Origin of the sequence: uncultured Polaribacter sp., from assembly GCF_947500975.1 — a bacterium.
In the GTDB taxonomy this organism is placed as follows: Bacteria; Bacteroidota; Bacteroidia; order Flavobacteriales; family Flavobacteriaceae; genus Polaribacter.
Genome location: NZ_CANMUE010000004.1, coordinates 61,311 through 86,248 on the forward strand (window position 1 = coordinate 61,311; position 24,938 = coordinate 86,248).

The window sequence follows — 24,938 nt, forward strand, 5'->3', positions numbered from 1 at the left end:
CATGAAAAAACTATTAATACTTCTACTCTCTGTAATTTCTTTTATATCTTATTCTCAAGAAATAGAACAAGACTGGAGCATTTCTTCCATAAAAAAAATAGATGGAACTCTTATTCAAGAAACAGACTCAAGTGATGTTTTTTCTTTAAAAGACGGTAACTTTACTATTTCTTTAAAATCTGAGAATAATTTAAATGCATCGGGTAATTATATTCATCAGAATAATTTATTGATATTTAACTACAAAGAACCAAAAGATACTGTTAGGTATTATAATATAGTTTCTTTTGATAATGCAAGTTTAGTTTTGTCTGAGAATGATAAAATGTATACATTTTCATCAAAAGAATATGCTTCAATAATAATTCCTGAAAGCGAAGTTAATTTGGTTGTAAATGAGGTTGTAGAAAAGAAAGAAATAAAAAATGATACAATAATTCAAAGTCAAGGTTTCTCATTAAACACTTTATGGAGAGGGCTTTTAGGAATGATTTCTTTAATTATAATTGCATTTTTATTCAGTTCAAATAGAAAAGCAATTGATTGGAAAAAGGTAGGGATTGGATTGTCACTTCAATTAATTATTGCAATTGGTGTATTAAAAGTGCCATTTATTCAAAAAGGATTTGAATTGGTTGGAAAACTTTTTATCCAAATTTTAGAATACACTAAAGCAGGTAGTATGTTTTTATTTAGTGGTTTAATTGAAGATATGAATACTTTTGGATACATATTTGCTTTTCAAGTTTTACCAACAATTATTTTCTTTTCTGCATTAACATCATTATTGTTTTACTTAGGGATAATTCAAAAAATAGTAAAAATATTAGCAATAGTTTTGTCTAAGTTTTTAGGAATTTCTGGTATGGAAAGTTTATCTGTAGCTGGTAATATTTTCTTAGGTCAAACAGAAGCACCATTGTTAATTAAAGCTTATTTAGAAAAAATGAATAAGTCTGAAATGCTATTAGTAATGATTGGTGGAATGGCTACAGTGGCTGGCGCAGTTTTGGCAGCTTATATTGGATTTTTAGGAGGAGGAGATAAAGAATTAGAACTTGTATTTGCAAAACATTTATTAGCTGCATCAGTAATGGCAGCTCCTGGTGCAATTGTTATTTCTAAGATATTGTATCCACAAACAGAAGAAGTAAATACCGATGTAACTGTTTCTCAAGAAAAAATAGGATCAAATGTTTTAGACGCTATTGCTAATGGAACCACAGAAGGTTTAAGGTTAGCTGTAAATGTAGGAGCAATGTTATTAGTTTTTGTAGCGGTAATTGCAATGTTAAATGGCGGTTTAGATTTAATTGGAAATATTACTTCTTTAAATGATATTATTGCGCAAAATACAGCATATGATAAATTATCAATAGAATTTCTTTTAGGTTATATTTTTGCACCTTTAATGTGGTTAATTGGTGTTCCTTCAACAGATATGACTTTGATGGGGCAATTACTAGGAATCAAATTAGCAGCAAGTGAATTTGTTGGTTATATACAATTAGCAGAATTAAAAAATGTAGCAAGTGCAACTCATTTAACATTTAATAAATCTATAATTATGGCAACATATATGTTATGTGGTTTTGCAAATTTTGCTTCAATAGGAATTCAAATTGGAGGTATAGGCTCTTTAGCTCCTGGTCAAAGAAAAACGTTATCAGAATTTGGAATGAAAGCTTTAATTGGTGGTACAATTGCATCATTAATGTCTGCAACAATTGCAGGAATGATTATAGGATAAAATAGTTAATAACTTATTGATATAAATACCTAAAGCTTTAGCATTAATGTTAAAGCTTTTTTTATTTTTAAAATTGGAAAAAAATAGAAGAAAATGAAACAATATCACGATTTAGTAAAACACGTTTTAGAAAACGGTAATGAAAAAGGGGATCGAACAGGAACTGGAACAAAAAGTGTTTTTGGCTATCAAATGCGTTTCGATTTAAGTAAAGGATTTCCAATGGTAACTACAAAAAAGTTACACTTAAAATCGATTATTTATGAATTACTTTGGTTTATAAAAGGTGATACAAATATTAAATATTTACAAGATAATGGTGTGAAAATTTGGAATTCATGGGCAGATGAGAATGGAGATTTAGGTCCTGTTTATGGGCATCAATGGCGTAATTGGAATAGTGATGAGGTGGATCAAATTAAAGAAGTAATTGATACTTTAAAAAATAATCCAAATTCTAGAAGAATGTTAGTTTCTGCATGGAATCCTTCAGTTTTACCAGATACATCTGTATCTTTTTCAGAAAATGTTGCTAATAATAAAGCGGCTTTACCTCCTTGTCATGCATTTTTTCAATTTTATGTTGCTGATGGAAAATTATCTTGTCAATTGTATCAAAGAAGTGCAGATATTTTTTTAGGAGTTCCTTTTAATATTGCTTCTTATGCATTGTTTACTATGATGATGGCACAAGTTTGTGGCTATGAAGCTGGCGATTTTATTCACACTTTTGGAGACGCACATATCTACAGTAATCATGTAGAACAATTAGAATTACAATTGTCTAGAGATGTAAGACCTTTGCCAACTATGAAAATAAATCCAGAAGTAAAAAATATTGAAAATTTTACTTTTGAAGATTTTGAATTAATAAACTACAATCCGCATCCTCATATTAAAGGAGAAGTTGCAGTTTAGTAAAAAAAAAGTTTGTTAAAAAAAGGTTTTCAAATCTAATTTGAAAACCTTTTTTTGTTTTATAAATTTAATACACTGTTTTCAGCTCCAGCATAATCATTCCATGCAAAGTTATCAGCTTCTGTTTCATTAGTATAAGAACCATCAACTAAGTATCTGAATTCATAAGAATTTCCAGAGGCTAAATTAATAGAACCTTTAAAAGATCCATTTTTTAATTTTTTTAAAGGAGTTGCTTTTGCATCCCATTCATTAAAATTTCCAACAACTACAACTTCATTTGCTTCTTGAGCAGGTACAGTAAAAGTAACTTTACAAACGGGTTTACTTTTCAAAAATTGTTTTTTAATAGCCATAATAATTTATTTTCAAATTTTACAGTATAAATATAGTAGAAATATTAATGAAGAATAATAAAAATTTAAGAATAATTAAGAATTATGGCTTTGATAATTTGATTAAAAAAATATTTGTAATTCAAAATTAAATGACTATAAAATTACACTTATATTAAAAAAAGATAACTTCTTTTGGTTTGATTTTCAGTGGCTTTACTCCGAAAACGTATTCGTTGTTTTCTTTTATTTTCTTTAAAAGGTACTAAAATGTCAAATCTGTATAACTTTTTACATTATTTTTGTTAAAAATGAAGAAAGAATATGGTTACAGTTATTGCAGCAATTGCTAAAAATTATGCATTAGGAAAAGACAACGATTTAATTTGGCACTTACCGGCAGATTTAAAAAGATTTAAAAAAGTTACTACAGGTCATCACATATTAATGGGTAGAAATACTTTTGAATCTATTGGAAAACCATTGCCAAATAGAACTACAATAATTATTACTAGAAACAATAATTATTTTAAAGATGGATGTTTAATAGCCAACAGTATAAAAGACGCTATTGAAATGGCAAGTTCTGATGATGAAATTTATATAATTGGAGGGGCTCAAATTTATAAACAAACTCTTGAAAATAACTTAGCAGATGCTATAGATTTAACAATTGTACATCATGAGTTTGATGCAGATGTTTTTTTTCCTGAAATTGATTTAAAAATTTGGAAAGAAATTTCTAGAATAGATTTTAAAGCAGATGAAAAAAATAAATACGATTATAGTTTTGTTAGGTTTGAAAAGATTTAATTAATTCTATTCCTTGTAAAACCACCGCCTAAATTCATTCGATATTTGTTTTGAGCAAATAAAAAGTAATTAAACAATAAATAATTTACTTCATAACCATAATTAATATGTTGTTGGTAATCAATAACATTTTCATAAATATTTGGGTTATATTGATTTGGATTTTGAGCTCTCATATTCCAAGTTGTTACCCAGCCTCTATTTCTAGCTTCTAAATAGCTTTGAGAATAATAATTTCTTGGTTGAGCTATAGAGTTTAAATATGTGTTAAAACCAATATCCAAAATGGTAATTTCATATTCTAAACTATCATTTGCAATTACAACGGGTTTTTCTTTTATTGATGTTTTATTGTTTATGGGTGATGAAGCACAGGCGTATAAAAGTATTGTAAGAATAAAAATAAAAGATATAGGTTTTAAAAGTTTCATAATCATAAGTTTTATCAAAAGTAAAGTAGCAAAAATTATTTTAAAAAGCATTGTTTTTTACATCTTTTAACATTAAATTCATCGTTAAAATAAATAAAATGAAGCACAGATGTTTTTGGGTTACAGATAGTAAATTATATCAAGATTATCATGATAATGAATGGGGAGAACCAGTTTATGATGATGAAACTTTATTTGAATTTTTGGTTTTAGAAACTTTTCAAGCAGGCTTAAGTTGGATTACCATTTTAAACAAAAGAGAAAATTTTAGAAAAGCATTTGATTGTTTTGATTATCAAAAAATAGCAAAATATTCAGAAAGTAAATATGAATCTTTATTGCAAGACGCTGGTATTATTAGAAATAAACTAAAAATAAGAAGTGCTATAACTAATGCTAAATTATTTATGGATATACAAGAAGAATTTGGTTCCTTCTCAAAATTTATTTGGAGTTATGTAGATGAAAAACCAATTATAAATAAATTTCATAAAAGAGAAGATGTGCCTGCAACAACACCTTTGTCTGATATAATATCAAAAGATTTAAAGAAAAGAGGTTTTAAATTTGTAGGTTCTACGGTAATATACGCTTATATGCAAGCAGTTGGTATGGTAAACGACCATACTACAGATTGTTTTAAATACCCTAGTTAATTACCAAATATAAAGCGGATTGCTACAAAAATAGCAATAATTAATCCGCCATAAATTGCTACTTTTTTACCAGCGTTTTTATAATAACGATCATGGTTTTTAATATCTTTTTTGTAACTCATTGCAACTAAAGTTCCAAAAGCTAAGACAAAAAATATTATAAAAATAATTCTTCCAGTAGTAAAGTAAGCGCCTAAAAACATAGTTAATATCCTTTTAAAAGTTTTAAATAATAGAATTTATGAAGTGTAAGTTTTCATAAAGTTTCTATATATTGTAAGTCGCAAAATTACAAATTAAAAACATCTAATTTCCATTTTAAAATAGTAAAATTAAAATCAATGAAAAATAAAATAGCCGCAGTTCATGCATTTCACACAGCATTTAAAATAAATATTCAAGACAAACCAACAGTAAATATTTCTGATGATAGAAAAAAATTGCGTTTTGAGTTGATGAAAGAAGAAAATGAAGAATATTTAGAAGCTGCACAAAATAACGATTTAGTTGAAGTGGCAGATGCTTTAGGAGATATGCTATATATTTTATGCGGAACAATTATTGAACACGGAATGCAAAATAAAATTGAAGAAGTGTTTAATGAAATTCAACGTAGCAATATGAGTAAACTTGGTGAAGATGGCAAGCCAATTTACAGAGAAGACGGTAAAGTTTTAAAAGGGCCAAATTATTTTAAACCTAATATTGCTAAAATTTTAGAGAAGTAAATTGTTATTAATAATATAAAAAGTTTTATCTTTTACATCAGAACTTTAAACAAGTTCAGTATATATCGAAGTTGTAGTGCATTGACCAACTGGCTCTTAAAAATGAAAAATGGAAGTTGAAAAAGATTTTATAAAACGAGAAATTCAAAAGTTACTTTTACTTTTAAATAGTTTAATTGGGAAAATTAGTGGAATAAATTCAAATAATGCTGAAAGTGAAATTGGAGATATTAATGAAGCGCTGAAAAATGAATTTGACCTATCATTAGTGAGAATAGCAAAAATGGAAAATTCAGAATTAATCGAACATATTTCCAAGTTACACGAATCTCACGCTGAAAAAATATTAGAATTAATTTATGAAATTATTTTAAAAACAGAATCAGTAAATTTCGGAGAAGATTTTGAAAAAACTGAAATTATTCAAAAAGGAATTATGATAATTGACTATATAAATGAAAAAACAAAAATATTTTCTATCGGAAGAATGAATATGGGAAATTATCTAAAACAAAGTTTATAAAGAAATAGAAACTTTGAATATATTAGAAAATCAAGAAGAAATTATTTAGAATATAATTTAAAACATAAACTGAAAATAAAAACGCACTACAACAACATATATAATTTATTGCTCACTTCTGGCTTACTTGCGAAAATCCTCGCGGATTTTCTTTGTCAGTAATTATTTACTAAATTAGTTGCTAAATTCACGCAACAAACCATATATAAACACGTTGCCAAACATTAACCACGAAAATGAAAATAGGAATAACCTCAATAATTATCGTTCTTTTAATAATTGCTTTTTTTTGGTTTCGTAATAAATCTGAAACTTATGAAAAAGCACCTAAAGATTTTGTTTTAGTCAAATCAGAAAATGAATCAACTAATTATCTTCCAATTGTTGAAAAGAAATGGTTAAAGGAAATTGAATTAAAATATGCAGGGAAAGAATGGAAATCTTATCCAAATAAATACACTGAACTGACTCAAACATTATGTAATGATGTTTATAAACCTTGGAAAGGAGAAATATCTCATTCCGAGTTTCTAAATAAAATGACAAAAGAACAAAGAATGTTTTTTTCATTAGTAAATTTTGAATCACAAACCAATAATGGAGGAGTTTATCAATTTCTATTTAATAATCCTGAATTATCTTTAATAACTCTTGAGGCTTTGAAAACTGCTAAAATGGGAAAATTAACAATAGATTATAATAACGTTTTAACGGAATTTTATGGGAAATTTGAAACTATTCAGGAATTAAATAAGCAATTCCAAGACCAAAGTCAAAAATGGGACAAAAGATGGAATTCATTTGCAGAAGGTTACAAAGAACTTGAAACTACATTAACTATTGAAAAATATTTTTACGAAAAGGAATATGTGAAAATATTTCAGTCGAAAATGGTAGATTTTATAAAAGAAAATTCGACAGGACTAATGAAAATGAAATAAAAAACGTTAGGCAACACCGTATAAACAAAATTGCTGGTTTTTAGCTCACTTACAAAAGTCCTAACGGACTTTCTATCTGTGATTTATTTGCTAACTTTAGTGCTTAAAACACACAACAAAACATAAACCGCATTAAAACGACGGTTTATCCAGAACGTTGACTTTAATAGAAGATGAGTAAGTTTTCTGAAAAATAATTTGAAAATGATTAACAAAAATAAAAGTGTTTTATTTTAAGAGAAAAAAAGATTTTATAAAATTTCCATTTGGAATACTTTTAATTATTGTTATAGCTCTAAGTCCTTTTATAATAGGATATGTTGGGGCTATGATAACTGAATTAATAACTAATGAATCTTGTAATGAATCTAATTGTTTCTGGGGAGTTATACCTTGGTTTTTGTTTATCACAATTCCATTAGGAATATTATTCTTTATATTTTTTATAATAATATCGTTAATTGACTTTATAAGGCTGAAAAAAACAACTCATAACACTTAAATGCTAAGATAATTTTTGAATTGAAAAAAGAATAAACCTTTGTATAATAAACTATTAAAGCTAACAACGTTTATGTTTTATTGCTTTTTTTAAGCCAATTTACGTAATTCCTATCAGATTTTCTATTCAGTAATTTTTGCTAACTTTACACTAAATCAACGCAACAAAGCAAACACAAACATGTTGTAATACTTAAAAAAAAAGGAGTGATAATTATCAAATTCTATAATTTATGTAAAGACCCTAATTTTTTATATAATGATGTATGCATGGAAACTTTTGAACTTGCAAAAAAACTAGAAGAAGAGGATTTTGCTATCATAAAAAAAGATTGGTATCGTTTTGATGAGCAAATGAAAGAAAACATAATACTTTCATTAACTACTTCAATGAAAATAGATGAAAAAATAAAATTAGCTGATTATGTTTTTGCAGAAGGTGAAATTAAATTTTCTTTCATTATTTTCAATCAAAATAGAGTGAAAATAATGAATAAGAAAACAAGAGAAATATATCTAAATCTCGCAATGGAATTTTGGAAATTAGATTCTTACAGAAAACATTTAAAACAAGCTATTCAAATTACTCATAATTCCAAAGCTTTTTTGACGAAAATGGGATTTGATAATTGGAATGAAATAGAACAAAAATAATAATAAGGGTTAGATAAAATTCTGAATTATAAAACTTTTGGTAGTGATAAATCATTAGTTTATTTTAATGATATACGAAATTGAAAAGATTGTAATTATTTGAGAATGCAACAAGAAAAACTGTTTAAATAAAGTATTCTATTTCTATTTTAGATTACTAATTACTTAAACAGTTTACTATCTATCTTTTATATAAAGTGTTTTATTATTTTACCTATAATTCTGCCTATTAATCTACCGATATTTTTAGGCTGATTTTTGTCAATAATAATATCTCCTCTGTTGCCTTTAAATTTTATGGCTTTTTCACTAAGTTTGGTATCAGCTTTTGTTGTTGTTTTTAAATTTCTATTCTTGAAATTAACCTTATTACTAGATGTTGTTTTGTTTTTTTTGTTAAATATTTTGTTTAATAAGTCCCTCATACTATTGTCCTTCTTAAAAACCTCTAACAACTCATTTTCCTTTATATATTGATTTTCAGAAAGAATTAACATCTCCATTTTGTAATAAAGTTCTAAAGCCTCTTCTTTACTGCCAATTTTTTCTTTTGCAAATGATTGAATTGCTTTTAAATCTTCTCTAGAAAAATCATTGTCATTATCATTTGGTGGTGCTATTGGTGTCAGTATTTCTGTTAAGATACCTTCTAAAACATCTCTCCAGAATCTTTTCCATTTACCATTTTTAAAATCATAATATTCAATAGGGTAATAAATTGTTTCAGTATCATTTAGTTCTGCCGGTATAATTGAATTTTCAAAACAGTCCACACTAGAAACAACATTAGCTTTTGCATTGATAGTAAATGTTAATAAAAAACCAAACATCACTACAAATGCCAATCGTTTTTTTAATTGTAATATATTCATAACTTAATAATTTAATTTTGCCTACTCTTTTTTCAGGATTTTCGGTATGCTCCTTTGTCTTTGCAAAACTAAATGCTAAGTGTAGATCTGTACTTATGTAAAACACTGAATTTCAAAGGGGTTAATGCACTTTTTTTAAATGTTTTTCTTATTTGTGTACTAAATCACTTAGAAAATAAACTTCTTCTTCTCAAAAAAGCAACAGAATTTATTATACCTAAAACTTCAAACAACAAACGCGTAGTTTAACAAGGAAAGCGGTATTTAAAGATTAAAAGCTGAAAAACAATAACGAAAGACCAACGCCGTTTAAACTCATTACTTATTTACGAAAGTCTTTGAAGATTTTCTATCTGTGTTTTATTTGCTTACTTTATTGCTTAAAATAAGCAGTTAATCTTATACAATAACGTTGTAAAAATTAAAAACTGAATATTATGAAAAAAATTACTATAATATTTTTACTTTTTTCATTTTTAAATGGAGTATCACAAACCTTATCTAAAAAAGAAATAGCCAAACTGAATTCATTAGAAATAAAAACTGAAAACTTAAATCTTGAAAACACCAATATTCAAAATGATTTAAACAAGATTCTAAAACTTGAACGAAAAAGAAGAACGAACAAAACTGTCGGAATTGTAATGACTACAATTTCTGTTTCTGGAATGGTTCTTGGCGGAGGAGTGCTTTTGAGTAAAAAAAAATGGTTTAACAGATGTTTTTGGAGGAATTATGGTTGCGAGTGGAGCAGTTTATGGTGGAATTTCAATACCTTTTTGGGTTGCATCAAAGAAAAGGAAAAAGGAAAGGGATAAATTAATAAAAATGGTTGAATAATAACTTTTGCTAATATCTTGTATACAAAATTACTAATTTAGTGCTTTACAAAAGTTAGTTGCTTTTTTGCACACTTTTATTTTTCTTCGGAAAATCCTCGCGGACAAAATTACAATTTTTTGCTAACTTCTTACCAAAGTGCAAAAGTTTTCTCATACTTTCTTGTTCTGTAATTATTTACTAAATTAGTTATTTGAACACATAGCCATCATATGTAAAAATGTTATTAAATAATTATGAGCCAAGTTGTAAAGTACTACTATACTAAATTAGAAAAATACGAGAAAGAAGGACTTGATTCTATGGATTGGGCAGAATGGGCTGGATATGATATTTATCTAGATATTGTTGAAAATATGACATTAGAAGATTGGAATTATATCAAAAAAACTTATCAAAATAAATCAGATAATTTTAAGTCTCTTTTGGCTAACAATATTTGGCTTGATAAAATATTATTTACTGATATTAAATTAGATATTTTAACCGAAATGATAATGAATGAAAAAATAGACGTTGCATATGAAGCCATTAGTCAAATTACTTTCAGATTTGTTACTTCCGGTAAAAATCACATCAAAGAATTAAAAGGAGTTTTTTTGTCAGTAAAAAAAGAGTACTTAATTAATAAATATTTCACTAAAAGTTTTTTGAATAAAGTGATTCTAATTGCGAATGAATGTGGTGAATTTCAAAAAAATGGAATCTATAAATTTTTAGAAATAATAGATAAAGAAAATACAATCCTGAATATTAACAATAATTAAAACAGACTGATGATAAATAAAAGTTAGTTCCGTTTTTGTAAGCTTCTATTTTCTGCGTAAAATAGCAGTTAACTTTAAATTCAAATTTCCCTACCACAAACAGGATACCAGTAATTGAAAATATATGAGCGAAAATTTGACAGTAAAATTTAAAGACAGTCTGTTTTTTTATCAATTAATTTTTTCAGACGGAGTGGTTTTGAAAAAAGCCAAAACTCATCTTGGAAAAATTGATTTAAGTATAGACGATAAAAATAAACATGTTATAGAAACATATAGAAGACCAAATGATCGATGGAGTTATTATGTTCTATGGTCCAATGGAGAGGTAGAAAAATTTACCCAAAATAAATGTAAATGTTCCTTACCAAAAGAACAAGAATGTTTATCTCCTGTTGATTATGAAATGTATGTGTTGTTATTTAATAATTGGGTTAAAAAAGGAAAGATTAAATATTTAGAAGAAAATAGAGATAGTTTAGCTGATGTTGTAAAACAATTTGAAAAAGAAAATAGTTGGTTGGATGATTTAGTGTTCAATAAATTTAAATGTATTGAATGTTCAGACGAATTGATATTGTCAATTAATACTTATAGAGGTGGAGGAAAAGGGTTTTATAGGGTAGAAAAAAGGACGGGTAACTAATTACTAAATTTTTAACCAAGTAATAAAAAATATACCCGCAATGTTAGTTTTTTTATAGTAAGGAAATAAATTTAATTACCAGCTACAACTCATAATTTGCGCCTTCATTTGCAAATTTGAAGCCCATTTTTTCAATTTCTTTTCGTTCTTTGCTATTTTCTTGTAAAACAGGATTTGTATGATTAAAATGAATAAAAATCACTTTGTTTTTGGTTGCTAAAGTTTCGTTTTTAAACAAGTTTGTGGTTTCTTCAATAAAAGGATGAGGTACTTCAGACATCGCTCTTTTTACTTCGTTTTGATTTAAAAAAGTAGCATCTAAAAAAGCATAATCAACTTTTTTAACTTCTTCAATAATGTTGTGTTTCCACTTGTGCCATTTATCGATATCAGGAATAAATAAGGCTGTTTTTTTAGTTCCCGATATTTTATAACCTACAGTTTCAGAAAATTCATCTCTATGAGGAACTAAAAAAGGAGTAACCTTTAATTTGTTATTCATAATCATGGTAGAATCGTTTTTTAAGTCTTTTAAAGCAATGTTTTTTAAACCTATTAATTGACTCCAAGGACCATTTTTAATTAAAAAATCTTTCATTTTTGGCATTGCAAATACTTTTGTGTTTTGTTTGCCAAGTGCTTCTCTACCAAAATACATTAAGCCAGTGTAATGCCCAATATGTGCGTGTGTTAAAAAGACACCATCTATAATTTCTGATTTTTTTAGATGATTATTTTCTAATTCGGCTAATTGAGTATGCATGTCCGGTGTAGCTTCAAATAACCATTTTTGTTTATTTTCTCTATCAATCAAACCCAAAGCTACAACACTTTTTTTCTTGTTTGTTCCGTTATAAAAATTAGCACAACATTCTTTTTTACAACCAATATGAGGGTAACCTCCATCTTGTGCTGTTCCTAAAATTGTTAAGTATTGTTGATGATTAATAGCCTCTTTTTGGGGTTTTATTTTAGAATTGCAAGACAGTAAAGAGATAGAAGTTAAGAGAACAATTAAAATACTTTTCATAAGTCAAATTTGGTTTTTAAATGTACAAAAAAGCATCAACATTTTGTTGATGCTTTTATTAACTTTATGCCTATAAAATTTTAAATCATAACTCTCCATCCATAAGGATCTTCAATTTTATTGGTTTGTATGTCTGTGATTATTTTCTTTAGTTTAGTTGCAAAAGGGTTTTCTAATTCTGGTAAATCATAATCATTTTCCTGATATCCAAAACCAGAAATTGGTGAAATTACCGCTGCAGTTCCTGCTCCAAACATTTCTTTTAAACTTCCGTCTTTAGCAGCTTCAACAACTTCACCAACAGAAATTTTTCTAACTTCGGTTTTAATATTGTTGTCTTCTGCAATTTGTAAAATACTTTTACGCGTTATTCCGTCTAAAATTCTATCGCTTGTTGGGCTCGTAATTAAAGTATCATTAATTCTGATAAAAATATTCATTGCACCTGCTTCTTCAATAAATTGATGTGTATTATCATCCGTCCAAATAACTTGATTATACCCTTTTTCTACAGCCAATTGAGTTGGGTAAAACTGAGCAGCATAATTACCTCCAGCTTTTGCAAAACCAACACCGCCATTTGCAGCCCGAGCAAACTTTTCTTCAATTAAAACTTTTACTTTTCCGGCAAAATAAGCACCAGAAGGAGCAGAACAAATAATCAACTTATAAGCATCTGCAGGTGATGCATGAAAGCCATTACCTGTTGCAAACATAAAAGGTCTTATGTATAAAGAACTTCCTTCATTTGTAGGAATCCAATTGCTGTCAACCTCTAATAATTTCTTTAAACCATCCATGAAAATGTCTTCAGGAATTTGCGGAATTACCAAACGTTCTGCAGATTTATTTAAACGTTTACAGTTGTCTAAAGGTCTAAAAAGCATTATTTTACCATTTGTGTCTTTATATGCTTTCATTCCTTCAAAAATAGATTGTCCGTAATGAAAAATCTTTGCTGATGGATCTAAAGAAATTGGCGAATATGGTTTAATTTTTGGTGTTTGCCATTTACCATCTTTAAAATCAATTTCAAACATATGATCAGAATACACACTCCCAAAAGGTAAATTATTAAAATCTACCGAATCTATTTTAGATTTTTCTACTAGTTGAATTTCTATAGAAGATTTCATTTTTTATTGATTTAGTTTATATAACAAATGTACACAAATTATTTATCTGAAAGCTTAGATGATTTCTAGTTTTCTGTATTAATTGCTTACATTTGTTATCAAAGATTAAACATTATTAAGTTATGAAAATTATTATAAAATTTTGCCTGTTAGCAATCTTAGTAACTACCGCTTGTAAATCAGAGAAAAAAGAAATAGTTACTAAAGAAACTACATCTAAGTTTACAACTTATGCTTCTTTTGGTGATAAAATAACAGAAGAAAAAGCATTGTCTACTAAAGGTATGTTAGTTCAATATAATTCAATGAAAATTGGAGATACTATAGACGTTAAATTTGCATCAAGCATAAAAGAAGTGTGTTCTAAAAAAGGTTGTTGGATGAAATTACCTTTAAATGAAACTACAGAAACAATGGTTCGTTTTAAAGACTATGGTTTTTTTATGCCTTTAGATGCTAATGGTAAAGAGGTTATTGTTGCTGGTAAGGCATTTGTAAAAGAAACTTCTGTAGAAGAGTTACAGCATTATGCTGAAGATGCAGGGAAAACCAAAGAAGAAATAGCAAAAATTACAGCACCAAAAAAAGAATTTGCTTTTGAAGCAAATGGTGTTTTAATGAAGAAATAATTTTTTTTTGTCATTTCGAAATGAGCTTTTTTTAAGCGATTAAGAAATCTAATTTATTATAAAAGTTACATTATGAAACGCGAAATATTAATTACTTCCGATGGTTCTACAACCATACATCTACCAGATTTAGATGAGCAATATCATTCAAAAAATGGTTCAATTAATGAAACATATCATGTTTTTATTGATAGCGGATTAAAATTAGTTTCGTCTAATGAAGTGTCGATATTAGAGATTGGTTTTGGTACAGGTTTAAATTGTTTTATTACCTATTTAGAAAGTAAAAAGGCAATTAATTACGTTGGAGTAGAAGCGTATCCTGTTACTCCTGAAGAAATTGAGAAAATGAATTTTGTATCTGTATTAGAAGCTAAAAAAGATACAGCTATTTTTAATAAAATGCATGATGTTTCTTGGGATGAAAAACATCAAATTACAGATGATTTTTCACTTGAAAAAAGAAAACAATTTTTTGAAGATATTAATGATAAAGATGCTTTTCATTTAATTTATTTTGATGCTTTTGGTGCTAGAGTTCAACCTCAATTATGGACAGAAGAAATTTTTGCTAAAATGTATACTGCTTTAAAAACAGACGGAATTCTTGTTACTTATTCTGCTAAAGGTAGCGTTAGAAGAGCAATGCAAGCAGTTGGTTTTAAAGTAGAGCGTTTGCCAGGTCCTCCTGGAAAAAGAGAAATGCTAAGAGCAATTAAAGTGAGAAATATATAAGATATAAAAATGGAATTCAAAAGAAAATTTGGTAAACAAAAAAAATCAAAACCTAAAAAAGGACTTTTTTTGATATTATTGTTGGCACTAGTTTTATTTATTTTGTTTAAAGCAGAGGATATTTTAAAAGCTTTTTTTTAACAAGTAAATCTAACTGTAATTTGGCTACAGAAAAAATTATTTTAGGCATCGATCCAGGAACAACAATTATGGGTTTTGGTTTGATAAGAGTTGTAGGTAAAAAGATGGAATTTATTCAAATGAATGAGTTGTTATTACAAAAATATGACGATCATTATTTAAAATTAAAACTCATTTTTGAACGCACAATTGAGTTAATTGATACTTACAACCCTGATGAAATAGCTATCGAAGCACCTTTTTTTGGTAAAAATGTACAATCTATGTTAAAGTTGGGTAGAGCTCAAGGAGTAGCTATGGCTGCAGGTTTATCTAGAGAAATACCAATTACAGAATACTTGCCAAAAAAGATTAAAATGGCAATTACTGGTAACGGAAGTGCTAGTAAAGAACAAGTTGCATTGATGTTAAAATCTTTATTGAATTTAAAAACATTGCCAAAAAACTTAGATGCCACTGATGGATTAGCAGCAGCTGTTTGCCATTTTTACAATTCAGGTAGAGTTGTTGGTGGAAAAAACTATTCTGGTTGGGCAAGTTTTGTTAAACAAAACGAAAAAAGAATTAAAAAATGAGTGGAATTTACATTCATATTCCATTTTGTAAACAGGCATGTTTTTATTGCGATTTTCATTTTTCTACTTCTCTAAAAAAGAAAGATCAGATGATTCCTGCTTTAATTTCTGAAATAGAAATTAGAAAAGATGAATTGCAAAACGATATCATTGAAACTATTTATTTTGGAGGAGGAACCCCCAGTGTTTTATCAACCAATGAAATTCAATTATTAATTAATGCCGTTTATGAAAACCATATAGTTGTAGAAAATCCAGAAATTACCTTAGAGGCAAATCCAGATGATTTATCAGAAGAAAAAATTATAGCTCTTTCAAAATCACCTATAAATAGATTAAGTATTGGTGTTCAATCTTTTTTTGAGAAAGATTTAAAATTGATGAATAGAGCACACAATTCTGATGAAGCTAAGAATTGCTTAACTTTAGCAATTAGTCATTTTGATAATATCTCTGTAGATTTAATCTATGGAATTCCTGATTGCACCAATGAAGAATGGAAAGAAAACATACAAAATGTTTTGGATTTTGGAGTCTCTCATATTTCTAGTTATGCCTTAACTGTTGAAGAAAAAACACCATTGGAAAGTCTTATCAAAAAAGGAATTATTAAAAATGTTGATGATGAAAAAGCACAAGAGCAATTCAATATTTTAATTGAAGTATTAGAAAAAAATGATTTTGTTCATTATGAAACTTCAAATTTTGGTAAAGAAGGCTTTTTTAGTAGAAACAATTCATCTTATTGGTTAGGGAAATCATATTTAGGTATTGGCCCTTCTGCACATTCTTTTGATGGAAACCAACGTAGTTGGAATGTGAGAAATAATACAAAATACATCAAAAAAATTCAGGAAAATAAATTACCAATAGAAAGAGAAACTTTATCAATAAAAGATAGATATAATGAGTATATTATGACTGGTTTACGCACAATTTGGGGAGTTTCATTAGAAAAAATTAATAACGATTTTGGAACTAAATTTGTTGATTACATAGAAAATCAATCAAAAAAATATATTGAACAAGATTTATTGTATCTTGAAAACCAAATTTTAAAAACCACCCAAAAAGGTAAGTTTTTATCTGATGGAATTGCATCAGACCTTTTTATGCTGAACTTAAATTAAAAGTATTTTGAAAGCAATTATAGAATACAACTCAAGAAAAATAGAAGTAAATATATCTGAACCTATAGATATATCGATTCCAATAGATGTGTCGAAAAAAAATGTAAATGCCTGGTATGTAGATGATCCGAAAATTTTTCCAGAAGAAATTAATGGAGAAATTGTAAAGGTTACAGAAGGTGCAGTTGTTAATTTTAACAATATTCACTTTAACCCACATTCTCATATTACACACACGGAATGTGTTGGGCATATTACAGAAAAAGTACACTCTGTAAATAAGAATTTAAAATATTTTATTCACTTAGCAGAAGTAGTAACTGTTGTTCCAGAAAGTGATGGGGAAGATTTTTTTATTTCAGAAAAACAATTAAAAACGGCTTTAAGAAATAAAAAAAGAGACGCTATTGTAATTAGAACATTACCCAATTTAAAAGACAAGAAGTCTATGCAATATTCAAATACAAACCCACCATATTTATTGGAAGAAGCTGCAATTTATTTACGAGAAAAAGGCATTAAACATTTATTAATAGATTTACCTTCTGTTGATAAAGAGAGAGATGAAGGGAAATTATTATCTCATAATGCATTTTGGAATACTTCTGGTAAATTAAGGATGGATGCTACAATTACGGAGTTTATTTATGTACCAAATTCGGTTGAAGATGGTGAGTATTTATTAAATTTAATGATTGCTCCTTTCGAAAATGATGCAACACCTAGTAAACCTATTTTGTATAAAATTATAAAATAGTTTCATTATGAAAAATACTCTAAAAGTTGAAGAGTTAATGATGTTTATCTTGTCTTTGATTTTTTTTAATCAATTAAGTTTTGATTGGTGGTGGTATTTAGCCTTATTCTTATTACCAGATGTCAGTTTTTTAGGATACTTGATAAATACAAAAACGGGTGCATTATGTTATAATATCCTACATCATAAAGGGATTGCAATTGTATTCTGGTTAGTAGGTTTTTACCTTCAAGATCAAACACTTCAACTAGTTGGAATTGTTCTTTTTGGTCATGCCTCTTTTGATAGAGTTTTTGGATATGGATTAAAATATTTTGATAGTTTTAATAATACTCATTTAGGAAAGGTTGGAAATAAATAAATTTATAGGAAAATAAAAAAAGCTGTTTATTTTGTTGGATTTGTAATAGTATTAAATTTAATATATCAATAGCACAATTGCTTCAGTACCTTAAAATATTAATATGAACGTAGAACAATTAAGAGAATTTTGCATTTCAAAAAAGGGGGTTACAGAACATTTTCCTTTTGATGATGTTACTTTAGTTTTTAAAGTAATGAATAAGATGTTTGCGCTTACAGGTTTAAATAATTGGGAAAAAGGAGAAGAGAAAGTCAACTTAAAATGTAATCCAGAAAAGGCCGAAGAACTTAGAGAAGAGTATGAAGGTATTTATCCTGGTTTTCATATGAATAAAAAACATTGGAACACAGTAATCATAAATTCGGCTGATGTTTCTGATGATTTAGTTCGTGAACTTATCAATCATTCTTATGATTTAGTTGTAAGTGGTTTAACCAAAAAATTACAAGCTGAACTAAAAAGTATGTAATAATGATTATTGATAAACCTAAAATTATAAAAAACCATTGTTTTACAGAATTGGTTTATCAAAGAATCAATAGAAAGCTAAAATTAAATTATTCTAAAATTGCAATAGAAACATTTATTAAAACTTTATTGATTGAGACACCTTTAATAAATTATATAAAAAAGGGTAAAAATTTTTATATTTTAAACAAAAAGCATCAAGTAAGAATTACAGTAAATTCAACTACTTTTAGAATTATTACTGTTGATAAAACTATAAATTCTATTTAAATTTTTTAAATGATGAAAAAGCAAGATTTAAGAACAATTTATAAAGAAAAACGTAAAGAATTAACTTTTGAAGAACTTAAAAAGTTACAAGAAAACATCTATCAACAAATTTATGTTTTAGATATTTCTAAAGTGAAAACTGCTCACATATTTTTAACTTTAGATAAATTTAAGGAAATTGATACAGAGCCTATCATTAATTATTTTAGAAGAAAAAGTATACAAATTGTAGTTAGTAAATGCAATTTTGAAGATCATACTTTATCTCATTTTTACTTCGAAGAAAATACAAAATTAGAACTTAATAAATACGGAGTTCCAGAGCCAGTAAACGCCAAACAAGTTGAAGAAACAATAATAGATTTAGTTTTTGTACCATTATTAATTTCTGATGAAAATAATTACAGAGTTGGTTACGGAAAAGGTTTTTATGATCGGTTTTTAGCCAAATGCAGAAAAGATTGTAAAAAAATAGGTTTAAATTTCTTTAAACCTATTTCTAAAATTGTTGATATTAATGTTTTCGATATTGCTTTGAATAACGTTATTTATCCAAAGGAATAATCAATATTTTTAGTGGCAACTACAAGTTGGCGTCGTAAAACTATTTGTGTTCATGTTTAAAGGAACACCTTGATTATAACCATCCATTTCAAAGTAGAATTTACTTCTTTTTTTATTGTAATTTCCAATTTCGTTCATGGTGTTTACATCATATAAACGACCATTTACCATAGTGTAAATCACAGAATTCGAGTTCTGAATATTCTCTAAAGGGTTTTTATCCATGATAATTAAATCTGCCAATTTACCTTTTTCTAAAGAACCAATTTCATCTGCAACACCAATATAATCTGCACCGTTTATAGTAGCTGCTTTTAAAGCTTCATGATTAGATAATCCACCTTGTTGCAGCATCCACAATTCCCAATGCGCACCTAAGCCTTGTAATTGTCCATGAGCTCCTAAATTTACTTTTACACCTTCACTTGCCAAAGCTGTAACTGTTTCAGAAGTTAAAATGTGTCCATTTTTATATTCCTCATCAGGAATCATAGTTCTGTGTCTAGAACGACTGTCAATAACATATCTTGGTGTATATTTTAATAATGTTTTATTCTCCCAAACATTACTTTTTTGATACCATTCAAACTCGCCATTAACACCACCATAATTTACAATAAGAGTAGGAGTGTAGCCAGTTTTGCTATTTTTCCAAAGAGATAAAATATCTTTATATATGGGGGCAATAGGTATGTTATGCTCAATTCCTGTATGTCCATCAAAAATCATGCTCATATTTGCGTAAAAAGAAGAACCTCCTTCAGGAACAACATTTACACCTAATTCTCTTGCGGCTTGCATAATTTGTTGACGTTGTTCTCTTCTAGGTTGATTGTAACTTTTTATAGATTTTGCTCCAAAAGCTTTTGTTCTGGCAACAGCAAAACGAGCATCTTCTAAATTATTAACAACGGCTTTAAAATCGCCTTCTGCACCATATAAAATAAAACCAGTAGAAAACATTCTTGGTCCAACTAATTGCCCGTTTCTTTGTAATTCTTCTAAAGTAAAAGCTGCAGCAGTATGCACAGAAGGGTCATGAGAAGTAGTAACTCCAAATGCTAAATTTGCATAAAATTGCCAATGTTTTTGAGTGCTTAAACCATTTCTAAAAGCACCAACATGAGCATGCACATCAACCATACCTGGCATAATTGTTTTGCCATTCATATCATAAATTTTTGCATCAGAAGGAATGTTTACAGAGTTTGTTTGTCCTATTTTTTCAATTTTATTTTTATAGATAATTATGGTTCCATCTTCTATAATTTGATTTCCTTTCATGGTGATGATTCTTGCATTTTTAAATGCAATTCTTCCTTCAGGAATATCAGATTTACTAGTTAAATTTATTTTAATTCCAACTTCAGCATCATCAACTAAATTTGTTTTTGCGAATGGGTCTGTTGTGTTGTTTACAATTGATTTAGTGAAATATTCATCACCTAAAGTCCAATGAGCGTTTTGATTATTTGAAGACCAATGTAAGTTGATTCCCGCGTTTTTAGACAAACTTTCAACTTTAAAAGATTTGGTATTTTGATCTAAATTTATTTCACTACCATTCATCACAAAAGGCGCAACAAATAATTTGTGTAAGTGAATAAAAGCAATCCATTTATTGTCTTTACTTGGCACTAACCTGTTGGCTAATTTTGATTTAAAATGACTTCTTTCATCTTCACCAATTAAATTTACACTTTTAAGTTTTTTAGTTAAACCTCCAAAAAATGAACCTCCAGTTTGAAAGAAAATACGTTTATCATCAGAAGAAAAAGTAGGAAACTCTCCGTTTTTAGAAACTCTTTTAGCTGATGTTCCATCTGCGTTAGCAATATAGATTCCTGTTTTTTTAGTGTAATCAAAACCTTGATCTCCATTTCCAGATTCTTTTCTATACACAATTTTAGTATCAGTACTGTTATAAGCAGGTGTCCTATAAATTCCTTTTTCGGTAGTAATTTTTTCCAATCCAGAACCGTCTAGATTTACTTTATAAATAGCACCTAAATTTTCATCATTCCAAGAAACAAAAAGCAACGAATTTCCATCAGCAGAAAAACTAGGTTCGGCTTCAAAATCTGTTAATGAGGTAATTCTTGTAGGAATTCCATTTGGTAATTCCTTCTTGTAAATATGACCTAGAGAAGTGAAAATTAGCGTTTTTCCATCTGGAGAAGTTTGTGCATTTTTAATCATTTTAGAAGTAAAATTTTCTTCAAAAACTTTTCTTTTTACTCGATGTGTTTTGGCTAATTTAATTTCTTGATTAACTTGAAAAGGAATGTTTGAAATTTGTTTGGTATCAATATTAATTTTATTGATTTTACCTTTTGCCCAAATAATAATATCTTTGTTGTTTGGCATCCAAGAAAAATGAGGATATACTCCAAAAATAGCCCAAGCTTCACTTTGATCTTTGTTTAACTCCTCATAAACAGGCCATTCTTTACCAGTTTCTAAATCATGAATATATAAAACCGATTTTGTTCTAATACGTTTTACAAATGCTAATAATTTACCATTTTTAGAAACTACAGGCCTTGCAGCTCCTCCTGGTCCTCCTGTAATTTTTTCGGTTTTACCTGTTTCAAAATCATATTGTTTAATGACATAAATTTGTTTATTTGGATCTTTATTATATTGAAAATATCCACCTGGATACATGTCTTCAGCATAATATAAATATTTTCCATCTGATGAAATTGAAGGGTCATTAACGTCTTGTTGATCGTTTTTTCTTTTGGTTAATTGTAAACCTGCAGCGCCAGAAAGTGGATACTGCCACATTTCTCCTGCACCAGCAGAACGTTGTGATGTAAAATGTTTTCTAGCAACTAATGATTGTCCATCAGCTGTCCAAACAGCATTATTTAATAATCTAAATTTTTCTTTTGTAACTGACTTTGCATTTTTACCATCTGCTGTCATCACCCAAATATTATCACCACTTTCAGCATCACTAGTAAATGAAATATATTTTCCATTTGGGCTAAATTTTGGCTGAACTTCAAAAGCTAAACCAGAACGCAGCACAGTTGCACTTCCTCCAGAAATAGGCATTTTATAAATATCACCTAATAAATCAAAAACAATTGTTTTTCCATCAGGAGAAACGTCTAAGTTCATCCAAGTTCCTTCATCAGTATTTAAATTGAAAGTATTGTATTTCCAATTTTCATGCGGATTATTTACATCCCATTTTTTCTTTTTCTCGTCTTTCTTTTGAGAATTTATATTGATAGAAATACTTAATAATAGTAGTAGTAATAAGTTTTTAGACATCGTTTTAATTTGTTAAAAATTAGAAGTATAAATGTAAGATTTATATTTTAATGTTTAAATTAATTTAAAGCATCAATTTTTAAAATCATATTTGGATTTGGGCAAATATTTTTCCAAGTTAAAATCTCAGATTCTAAAGCAACTCCAGGAAAATCATTTTTATAATCTAAAAGCGATAGCATTATTTGAAAATGTAAATGAGGCACCCATTCTCCATTTTCAGAATAATTGCCTAATTCTCCAATTTTATCTCCCTTTTTTATTTTTTCATTAATTAAATATTTTGAAACACTTTTTTCAGATAAATGACCATAAAGTGTATAAAAATCTAAAGATTCTATGGTATGTTTTAGAATGATAAACCCGCCATAACCTTTTAATGATTTTTGATGAACAGCACAAACAACTGTACCATTTAATATTGCATGAACGGGTGTTTTTTTAGGTAACCAAAAATCTACACCTAAGTGAATATTTCGTTTTTCAGTACTATTTTTATCTGCTGAATTATAAATATCAGAAGTATACAAAGCACGTTTTTCTAAATAACCACCAGCAATTATTTTAGTGGGTTTTTTTTGCTGAATTTCTGCTATTTTTTGTTTAAAATAAGTAGGGTTGTTAAACTCATCAAAAGTTTTTACTGTAGAATTATTGATGCTCAAATCAATATGAAAAACATCATTTTTTTTGATTGTTGGAAATAAATCATTCAAAGGAATTTGTTGATTTTTTGCCCAATTTTCGAATTTATGATACATCATTTTTTCATCCATATTCAAAAATAGAATATTCTCTTTAGATTTAGAAAATAACTTTTTATTATTTGTAGTTTTGTGTAAAACCAGTTTTAAGATGATTGTAAAAGGGAACATTGTAGATATTTTAAATAGGAGAATTTATAAAGGAGAAGTTGAAATAAAGGATGGAAAAATTCTTGATGTTAGAGCATCAAACCATCATCAAGAAAAATATATTTTACCTGGTTTTGTAGATGCACATATTCACATAGAAAGCTCCATGTTGGTACCGTCTGAATTTGCAAAAATTGCTGTAATTCACGGAACTGTAGCAACAGTTTCTGATCCGCATGAAATTGCAAATGTTTTGGGTGTAAAAGGTGTCGATTTTATGATAAAAAACGGAAAAAAGGTTCCTTTAAAATTTAATTTTGGAGCGCCAAGTTGTGTGCCTGCCACATCTTTTGAAAGTGCCGGAGCAATTATAAATGCTGATGATATTAAGTTATTGATGGGGAATTCGGATATTAAATATTTGGCAGAAATGATGAATTATCCAGGTGTTTTATTTGATGATGAAGAAGTATTAAAAAAGCTTCAGCATGCAAAAAATAACAACAAACCTATTGATGGTCATGCACCAGGTTTAAGAGGTGATGATGTTACCAAATATATTGCAGCAGGAATTTCTACAGACCATGAATGTTTTTCTTTTGAAGAAGCAAAAGAGAAATTAGAAAAAGGAATGAAAGTAATTATTAGAGAAGGAAGTGCTGCTAAAAACTTTGAAGCTTTAATAGATTTATTGCCAGAAAATTACCAAAATATGATGTTTTGTTCAGATGATAAACATCCAGATGATTTGTTGTTGGGGCATATAAATCAATTGTGTGAAAGAGCTGTTGCCAAAGGAATTGATGTTTTTAAAGTATTACAAGCGGCTTGTGTAAACCCTGTAAAACATTATAATTTGGATGTTGGTTTGTTGCAAAAAGAAGATGATGCAGATTTTATTGTAATTAATGATTTAAAAGAATTTAAGGTTTTAGAAACCTATATTAATGGAGAATTGGTTGCTAAAAATGGAAATAGTTTTGTGAAATCTGTAGATTTTGAAGTATTAAATAATTTTAATACTGATAAAAAGAAGGTTTCAGATTTTGAGTTTAAATCATCAGCAAATAAAATAAGAGTTATTGAAGCTTTAGATGGCGAATTGGTAACCAACCAAATTGAAGCAGAAAGTTTAATTGAAAACGGGAATTTAATTTCTAATACTACAACAGATATTTTAAAAATGACGGTTGTAAATCGTTATAAAAATGATGAACCTGCTATTGCATTTATCAAAAATTTTGGTTTAAAAGAAGGCGCAATTGCAAGTTCTGTTGGGCACGATTCTCATAATATTATCGCCATTGGTGTATCAGATGAAGCAATTTGTAAAGCTGTAAATTTAATTATTAAAAATAGAGGTGGAGTTTGTGCTGTTTCTAATTCTAAAGAAAAAATAGTTTCGTTACCAGTAGCAGGAATTATGTCTGATAAATCTGCTGAAGAAATTGGAAAAACCTATGCTGAATTGGATAAAATGGCGAAACAAATGGGAAGCAAATTACGAGCTCCTTATATGAGCTTGTCTTTTATGGCGTTATTAGTAATTCCGTCTTTAAAATTATCTGATAAAGGTTTGTTTGATGGAACAAGCTTTAAATTTACCTCACTAGAAATCGATTAAA

At 27.8% G+C, this 24,938-nt stretch carries 29 protein-coding genes; 21 read left to right on the forward strand and 8 right to left on the reverse strand.

Features of this window, described 5'->3' with window-relative positions:
• The first annotated feature begins 1 nt into the window (after window position 1).
• Both Q0733_RS05720 and Q0733_RS05725 read left to right on the forward strand, forming a co-directional pair.
• Window positions 2-1,750, forward strand: a complete 1,749-nt coding sequence (locus Q0733_RS05720; RefSeq protein ID WP_298780048.1) for a nucleoside transporter C-terminal domain-containing protein — start codon at window positions 2-4, stop codon at window positions 1,748-1,750.
• Between the two features lie 93 nt (window positions 1,751-1,843).
• Entirely contained in the window at window positions 1,844-2,668 is an 825-nt protein-coding gene (locus tag Q0733_RS05725) for a thymidylate synthase (RefSeq protein ID WP_298780050.1), read from the forward strand.
• Between the two features lie 59 nt (window positions 2,669-2,727).
• Here the strand turns inward: Q0733_RS05725 and Q0733_RS05730 are convergent, their stop codons facing one another.
• Complete coding sequence (locus tag Q0733_RS05730) at window positions 2,728-3,024, reverse strand: isoamylase early set domain-containing protein (RefSeq protein ID WP_298780052.1); 297 nt, start codon at window positions 3,022-3,024, stop codon at window positions 2,728-2,730.
• Window positions 3,025-3,327: 303 nt separating this feature from the next.
• Here Q0733_RS05730 and Q0733_RS05735 point away from each other — a divergent pair, with 303 nt between their 5' ends.
• Entirely contained in the window at window positions 3,328-3,816 is a 489-nt protein-coding gene (locus Q0733_RS05735; protein ID WP_298780054.1) for a dihydrofolate reductase, read from the forward strand.
• Here Q0733_RS05735 and Q0733_RS05740 read toward each other — a convergent pair.
• Window positions 3,813-4,247, reverse strand: a complete 435-nt coding sequence (locus Q0733_RS05740; protein ID WP_298780056.1) for a DUF6146 family protein — start codon at window positions 4,245-4,247, stop codon at window positions 3,813-3,815. The genes Q0733_RS05735 and Q0733_RS05740 overlap by 4 nt on opposite strands.
• Before the next feature lie 98 nt (window positions 4,248-4,345).
• Between Q0733_RS05740 and Q0733_RS05745 the strand changes: the two genes are divergently transcribed.
• Window positions 4,346-4,903: a DNA-3-methyladenine glycosylase I gene (locus Q0733_RS05745; protein WP_298780058.1), complete on the forward strand. Its 558-nt coding sequence runs from the start codon at window positions 4,346-4,348 to the stop codon at window positions 4,901-4,903.
• On the opposite strand, the gene Q0733_RS05750 is transcribed toward Q0733_RS05745, so the two are convergent.
• Entirely contained in the window at window positions 4,900-5,106 is a 207-nt protein-coding gene (locus tag Q0733_RS05750; protein WP_298780060.1) for a hypothetical protein, read from the reverse strand. The two genes, Q0733_RS05745 and Q0733_RS05750, sit on opposite strands and share 4 nt — an antisense overlap.
• A 138-nt stretch (window positions 5,107-5,244) precedes the next feature.
• Between Q0733_RS05750 and Q0733_RS05755 the strand changes: the two genes are divergently transcribed.
• From Q0733_RS05755 to Q0733_RS05770, 4 genes are all read left to right on the forward strand, one after another.
• Window positions 5,245-5,631 carry a nucleoside triphosphate pyrophosphohydrolase family protein gene (locus tag Q0733_RS05755; RefSeq protein WP_298780063.1) on the forward strand — a complete coding sequence of 129 codons (387 nt, stop codon included), beginning with the start codon at window positions 5,245-5,247 and terminating at the stop codon, window positions 5,629-5,631.
• A 109-nt stretch (window positions 5,632-5,740) separates the two neighbouring features.
• Entirely contained in the window at window positions 5,741-6,154 is a 414-nt protein-coding gene (locus Q0733_RS05760; protein ID WP_298780066.1) for a hypothetical protein, read from the forward strand.
• 236 nt (window positions 6,155-6,390) lie between these two features.
• A complete protein-coding gene (locus Q0733_RS05765) occupies window positions 6,391-7,095 on the forward strand; it encodes a hypothetical protein (RefSeq protein WP_298780070.1) in 705 nt (234 codons plus the stop codon).
• A gap of 771 nt (window positions 7,096-7,866) precedes the next feature.
• Window positions 7,867-8,250, forward strand: coding sequence for a hypothetical protein (locus Q0733_RS05770; protein WP_298780071.1), 384 nt, complete (start codon window positions 7,867-7,869; stop codon window positions 8,248-8,250).
• 188 nt (window positions 8,251-8,438) lie between these two features.
• Here the strand turns inward: Q0733_RS05770 and Q0733_RS05775 are convergent, their stop codons facing one another.
• Window positions 8,439-9,122, reverse strand: a complete 684-nt coding sequence (locus tag Q0733_RS05775) for a hypothetical protein (protein ID WP_298780072.1) — start codon at window positions 9,120-9,122, stop codon at window positions 8,439-8,441.
• Window positions 9,123-9,559: 437 nt separating this feature from the next.
• Here Q0733_RS05775 and Q0733_RS05780 point away from each other — a divergent pair, with 437 nt between their 5' ends.
• The 3 genes from Q0733_RS05780 to Q0733_RS05790 all read left to right on the forward strand — a co-directional run bounded on the left by Q0733_RS05780 (window position 9,560) and on the right by Q0733_RS05790 (window position 11,375).
• Window positions 9,560-9,940, forward strand: a complete 381-nt coding sequence (locus Q0733_RS05780; RefSeq protein ID WP_298780073.1) for a hypothetical protein — start codon at window positions 9,560-9,562, stop codon at window positions 9,938-9,940.
• Between the two features lie 258 nt (window positions 9,941-10,198).
• Window positions 10,199-10,729 carry a hypothetical protein gene (locus Q0733_RS05785; RefSeq protein WP_298780075.1) on the forward strand — a complete coding sequence of 177 codons (531 nt, stop codon included), beginning with the start codon at window positions 10,199-10,201 and terminating at the stop codon, window positions 10,727-10,729.
• Between the two features lie 124 nt (window positions 10,730-10,853).
• The gene (locus Q0733_RS05790; protein WP_298780076.1) at window positions 10,854-11,375 is read left to right on the forward strand and encodes a hypothetical protein; all 522 of its coding nucleotides are present in this window, start codon (window positions 10,854-10,856) and stop codon (window positions 11,373-11,375) included.
• 82 nt (window positions 11,376-11,457) lie between these two features.
• Here Q0733_RS05790 and Q0733_RS05795 read toward each other — a convergent pair whose 3' ends face one another.
• Together Q0733_RS05795 and Q0733_RS05800 are read right to left on the reverse strand one after the other, a co-directional pair.
• Complete coding sequence (locus tag Q0733_RS05795) at window positions 11,458-12,405, reverse strand: MBL fold metallo-hydrolase (protein ID WP_298780078.1); 948 nt, start codon at window positions 12,403-12,405, stop codon at window positions 11,458-11,460.
• Window positions 12,406-12,485: 80 nt separating this feature from the next.
• Window positions 12,486-13,541: a branched-chain amino acid aminotransferase gene (locus Q0733_RS05800; protein ID WP_298780080.1), complete on the reverse strand. Its 1,056-nt coding sequence runs from the start codon at window positions 13,539-13,541 to the stop codon at window positions 12,486-12,488.
• Window positions 13,542-13,663: 122 nt separating this feature from the next.
• Between Q0733_RS05800 and Q0733_RS05805 the strand changes: the two genes are divergently transcribed.
• The 9 genes from Q0733_RS05805 to Q0733_RS05845 all read left to right on the forward strand — a co-directional run bounded on the left by Q0733_RS05805 (window position 13,664) and on the right by Q0733_RS05845 (window position 19,174).
• Entirely contained in the window at window positions 13,664-14,170 is a 507-nt protein-coding gene (locus tag Q0733_RS05805; protein ID WP_298780081.1) for a DUF4920 domain-containing protein, read from the forward strand.
• Window positions 14,171-14,242: 72 nt separating this feature from the next.
• Entirely contained in the window at window positions 14,243-14,905 is a 663-nt protein-coding gene (mnmD, locus tag Q0733_RS05810; RefSeq protein WP_298780082.1) for a tRNA (5-methylaminomethyl-2-thiouridine)(34)-methyltransferase MnmD, read from the forward strand.
• Window positions 14,906-15,066: 161 nt separating this feature from the next.
• On the forward strand, window positions 15,067-15,621 hold the full coding sequence (gene ruvC, locus Q0733_RS05815) for a crossover junction endodeoxyribonuclease RuvC (protein ID WP_298780085.1): 555 nt from the start codon (window positions 15,067-15,069) through the stop codon (window positions 15,619-15,621).
• Entirely contained in the window at window positions 15,618-16,751 is a 1,134-nt protein-coding gene (gene hemW / locus Q0733_RS05820; RefSeq protein ID WP_298780086.1) for a radical SAM family heme chaperone HemW, read from the forward strand. Before ruvC ends, hemW begins: the two co-directional genes overlap by 4 nt.
• A 7-nt stretch (window positions 16,752-16,758) precedes the next feature.
• Window positions 16,759-17,508 carry a cyclase family protein gene (locus Q0733_RS05825; RefSeq protein ID WP_298780088.1) on the forward strand — a complete coding sequence of 250 codons (750 nt, stop codon included), beginning with the start codon at window positions 16,759-16,761 and terminating at the stop codon, window positions 17,506-17,508.
• Between the two features lie 7 nt (window positions 17,509-17,515).
• Window positions 17,516-17,869: a DUF4260 domain-containing protein gene (locus Q0733_RS05830; RefSeq protein WP_298780089.1), complete on the forward strand. Its 354-nt coding sequence runs from the start codon at window positions 17,516-17,518 to the stop codon at window positions 17,867-17,869.
• 103 nt (window positions 17,870-17,972) lie between these two features.
• Entirely contained in the window at window positions 17,973-18,341 is a 369-nt protein-coding gene (locus tag Q0733_RS05835) for an MmcQ/YjbR family DNA-binding protein (protein WP_298780091.1), read from the forward strand.
• Window positions 18,342-18,343: 2 nt separating this feature from the next.
• The gene (locus Q0733_RS05840; protein ID WP_298780092.1) at window positions 18,344-18,610 is read left to right on the forward strand and encodes a DUF3781 domain-containing protein; all 267 of its coding nucleotides are present in this window, start codon (window positions 18,344-18,346) and stop codon (window positions 18,608-18,610) included.
• Between the two features lie 9 nt (window positions 18,611-18,619).
• A complete protein-coding gene (locus Q0733_RS05845) occupies window positions 18,620-19,174 on the forward strand; it encodes a 5-formyltetrahydrofolate cyclo-ligase (RefSeq protein WP_298780093.1) in 555 nt (184 codons plus the stop codon).
• Between the two features lie 9 nt (window positions 19,175-19,183).
• On the opposite strand, the gene Q0733_RS05850 is transcribed toward Q0733_RS05845, so the two are convergent.
• A complete protein-coding gene (locus Q0733_RS05850; RefSeq protein WP_298780095.1) occupies window positions 19,184-22,459 on the reverse strand; it encodes an amidohydrolase family protein in 3,276 nt (1,091 codons plus the stop codon).
• 59 nt (window positions 22,460-22,518) lie between these two features.
• Complete coding sequence (locus Q0733_RS05855) at window positions 22,519-23,334, reverse strand: peptidoglycan DD-metalloendopeptidase family protein (protein WP_298780098.1); 816 nt, start codon at window positions 23,332-23,334, stop codon at window positions 22,519-22,521.
• Between Q0733_RS05855 and ade the strand changes: the two genes are divergently transcribed.
• Window positions 23,315-24,937: an adenine deaminase gene (ade, locus tag Q0733_RS05860; RefSeq protein WP_298780101.1), complete on the forward strand. Its 1,623-nt coding sequence runs from the start codon at window positions 23,315-23,317 to the stop codon at window positions 24,935-24,937. The two genes, Q0733_RS05855 and ade, sit on opposite strands and share 20 nt — an antisense overlap.
• The last annotated feature ends 1 nt before the right edge of the window (window position 24,938 follow it).

What these genes read in the sequence shown, in the direction of transcription:
- Q0733_RS05730 (WP_298780052.1), bottom strand. Translation starts at nt 3,024, where the DNA reads ATGGCTATTAAAAAACAATTTTTGAAAAGTAAACCCGTTTGTAAAGTT.
- Q0733_RS05770 (WP_298780071.1), top strand. Translation starts at nt 7,867, where the DNA reads ATGGAAACTTTTGAACTTGCAAAAAAACTAGAAGAAGAGGATTTTGCT.
- Q0733_RS05850 (WP_298780095.1), bottom strand. Translation starts at nt 22,459, where the DNA reads ATGTCTAAAAACTTATTACTACTACTATTATTAAGTATTTCTATCAAT.
- Q0733_RS05845 (WP_298780093.1), top strand. Translation starts at nt 18,620, where the DNA reads ATGATGAAAAAGCAAGATTTAAGAACAATTTATAAAGAAAAACGTAAA.
- Q0733_RS05750 (WP_298780060.1), bottom strand. Translation starts at nt 5,106, where the DNA reads ATGTTTTTAGGCGCTTACTTTACTACTGGAAGAATTATTTTTATAATA.
- Q0733_RS05765 (WP_298780070.1), top strand. Translation starts at nt 6,391, where the DNA reads ATGAAAATAGGAATAACCTCAATAATTATCGTTCTTTTAATAATTGCT.
- Q0733_RS05790 (WP_298780076.1), top strand. Translation starts at nt 10,854, where the DNA reads ATGAGCGAAAATTTGACAGTAAAATTTAAAGACAGTCTGTTTTTTTAT.
- mnmD (WP_298780082.1), top strand. Translation starts at nt 14,243, where the DNA reads ATGAAACGCGAAATATTAATTACTTCCGATGGTTCTACAACCATACAT.
- Q0733_RS05795 (WP_298780078.1), bottom strand. Translation starts at nt 12,405, where the DNA reads ATGAAAAGTATTTTAATTGTTCTCTTAACTTCTATCTCTTTACTGTCT.
- hemW (WP_298780086.1), top strand. Translation starts at nt 15,618, where the DNA reads ATGAGTGGAATTTACATTCATATTCCATTTTGTAAACAGGCATGTTTT.
- Q0733_RS05855 (WP_298780098.1), bottom strand. Translation starts at nt 23,334, where the DNA reads ATGTTCCCTTTTACAATCATCTTAAAACTGGTTTTACACAAAACTACA.
- Q0733_RS05835 (WP_298780091.1), top strand. Translation starts at nt 17,973, where the DNA reads ATGAACGTAGAACAATTAAGAGAATTTTGCATTTCAAAAAAGGGGGTT.
- Q0733_RS05720 (WP_298780048.1), top strand. Translation starts at nt 2, where the DNA reads ATGAAAAAACTATTAATACTTCTACTCTCTGTAATTTCTTTTATATCT.
- Q0733_RS05805 (WP_298780081.1), top strand. Translation starts at nt 13,664, where the DNA reads ATGAAAATTATTATAAAATTTTGCCTGTTAGCAATCTTAGTAACTACC.
- Q0733_RS05800 (WP_298780080.1), bottom strand. Translation starts at nt 13,541, where the DNA reads ATGAAATCTTCTATAGAAATTCAACTAGTAGAAAAATCTAAAATAGAT.
- Q0733_RS05755 (WP_298780063.1), top strand. Translation starts at nt 5,245, where the DNA reads ATGAAAAATAAAATAGCCGCAGTTCATGCATTTCACACAGCATTTAAA.
- Q0733_RS05785 (WP_298780075.1), top strand. Translation starts at nt 10,199, where the DNA reads ATGAGCCAAGTTGTAAAGTACTACTATACTAAATTAGAAAAATACGAG.
- ade (WP_298780101.1), top strand. Translation starts at nt 23,315, where the DNA reads ATGATTGTAAAAGGGAACATTGTAGATATTTTAAATAGGAGAATTTAT.
- Q0733_RS05840 (WP_298780092.1), top strand. Translation starts at nt 18,344, where the DNA reads ATGATTATTGATAAACCTAAAATTATAAAAAACCATTGTTTTACAGAA.
- Q0733_RS05745 (WP_298780058.1), top strand. Translation starts at nt 4,346, where the DNA reads ATGAAGCACAGATGTTTTTGGGTTACAGATAGTAAATTATATCAAGAT.
- Q0733_RS05725 (WP_298780050.1), top strand. Translation starts at nt 1,844, where the DNA reads ATGAAACAATATCACGATTTAGTAAAACACGTTTTAGAAAACGGTAAT.
- Q0733_RS05780 (WP_298780073.1), top strand. Translation starts at nt 9,560, where the DNA reads ATGAAAAAAATTACTATAATATTTTTACTTTTTTCATTTTTAAATGGA.
- Q0733_RS05760 (WP_298780066.1), top strand. Translation starts at nt 5,741, where the DNA reads ATGGAAGTTGAAAAAGATTTTATAAAACGAGAAATTCAAAAGTTACTT.
- Q0733_RS05775 (WP_298780072.1), bottom strand. Translation starts at nt 9,122, where the DNA reads ATGAATATATTACAATTAAAAAAACGATTGGCATTTGTAGTGATGTTT.
- Q0733_RS05830 (WP_298780089.1), top strand. Translation starts at nt 17,516, where the DNA reads ATGAAAAATACTCTAAAAGTTGAAGAGTTAATGATGTTTATCTTGTCT.
- Q0733_RS05740 (WP_298780056.1), bottom strand. Translation starts at nt 4,247, where the DNA reads ATGAAACTTTTAAAACCTATATCTTTTATTTTTATTCTTACAATACTT.
- Q0733_RS05735 (WP_298780054.1), top strand. Translation starts at nt 3,328, where the DNA reads ATGGTTACAGTTATTGCAGCAATTGCTAAAAATTATGCATTAGGAAAA.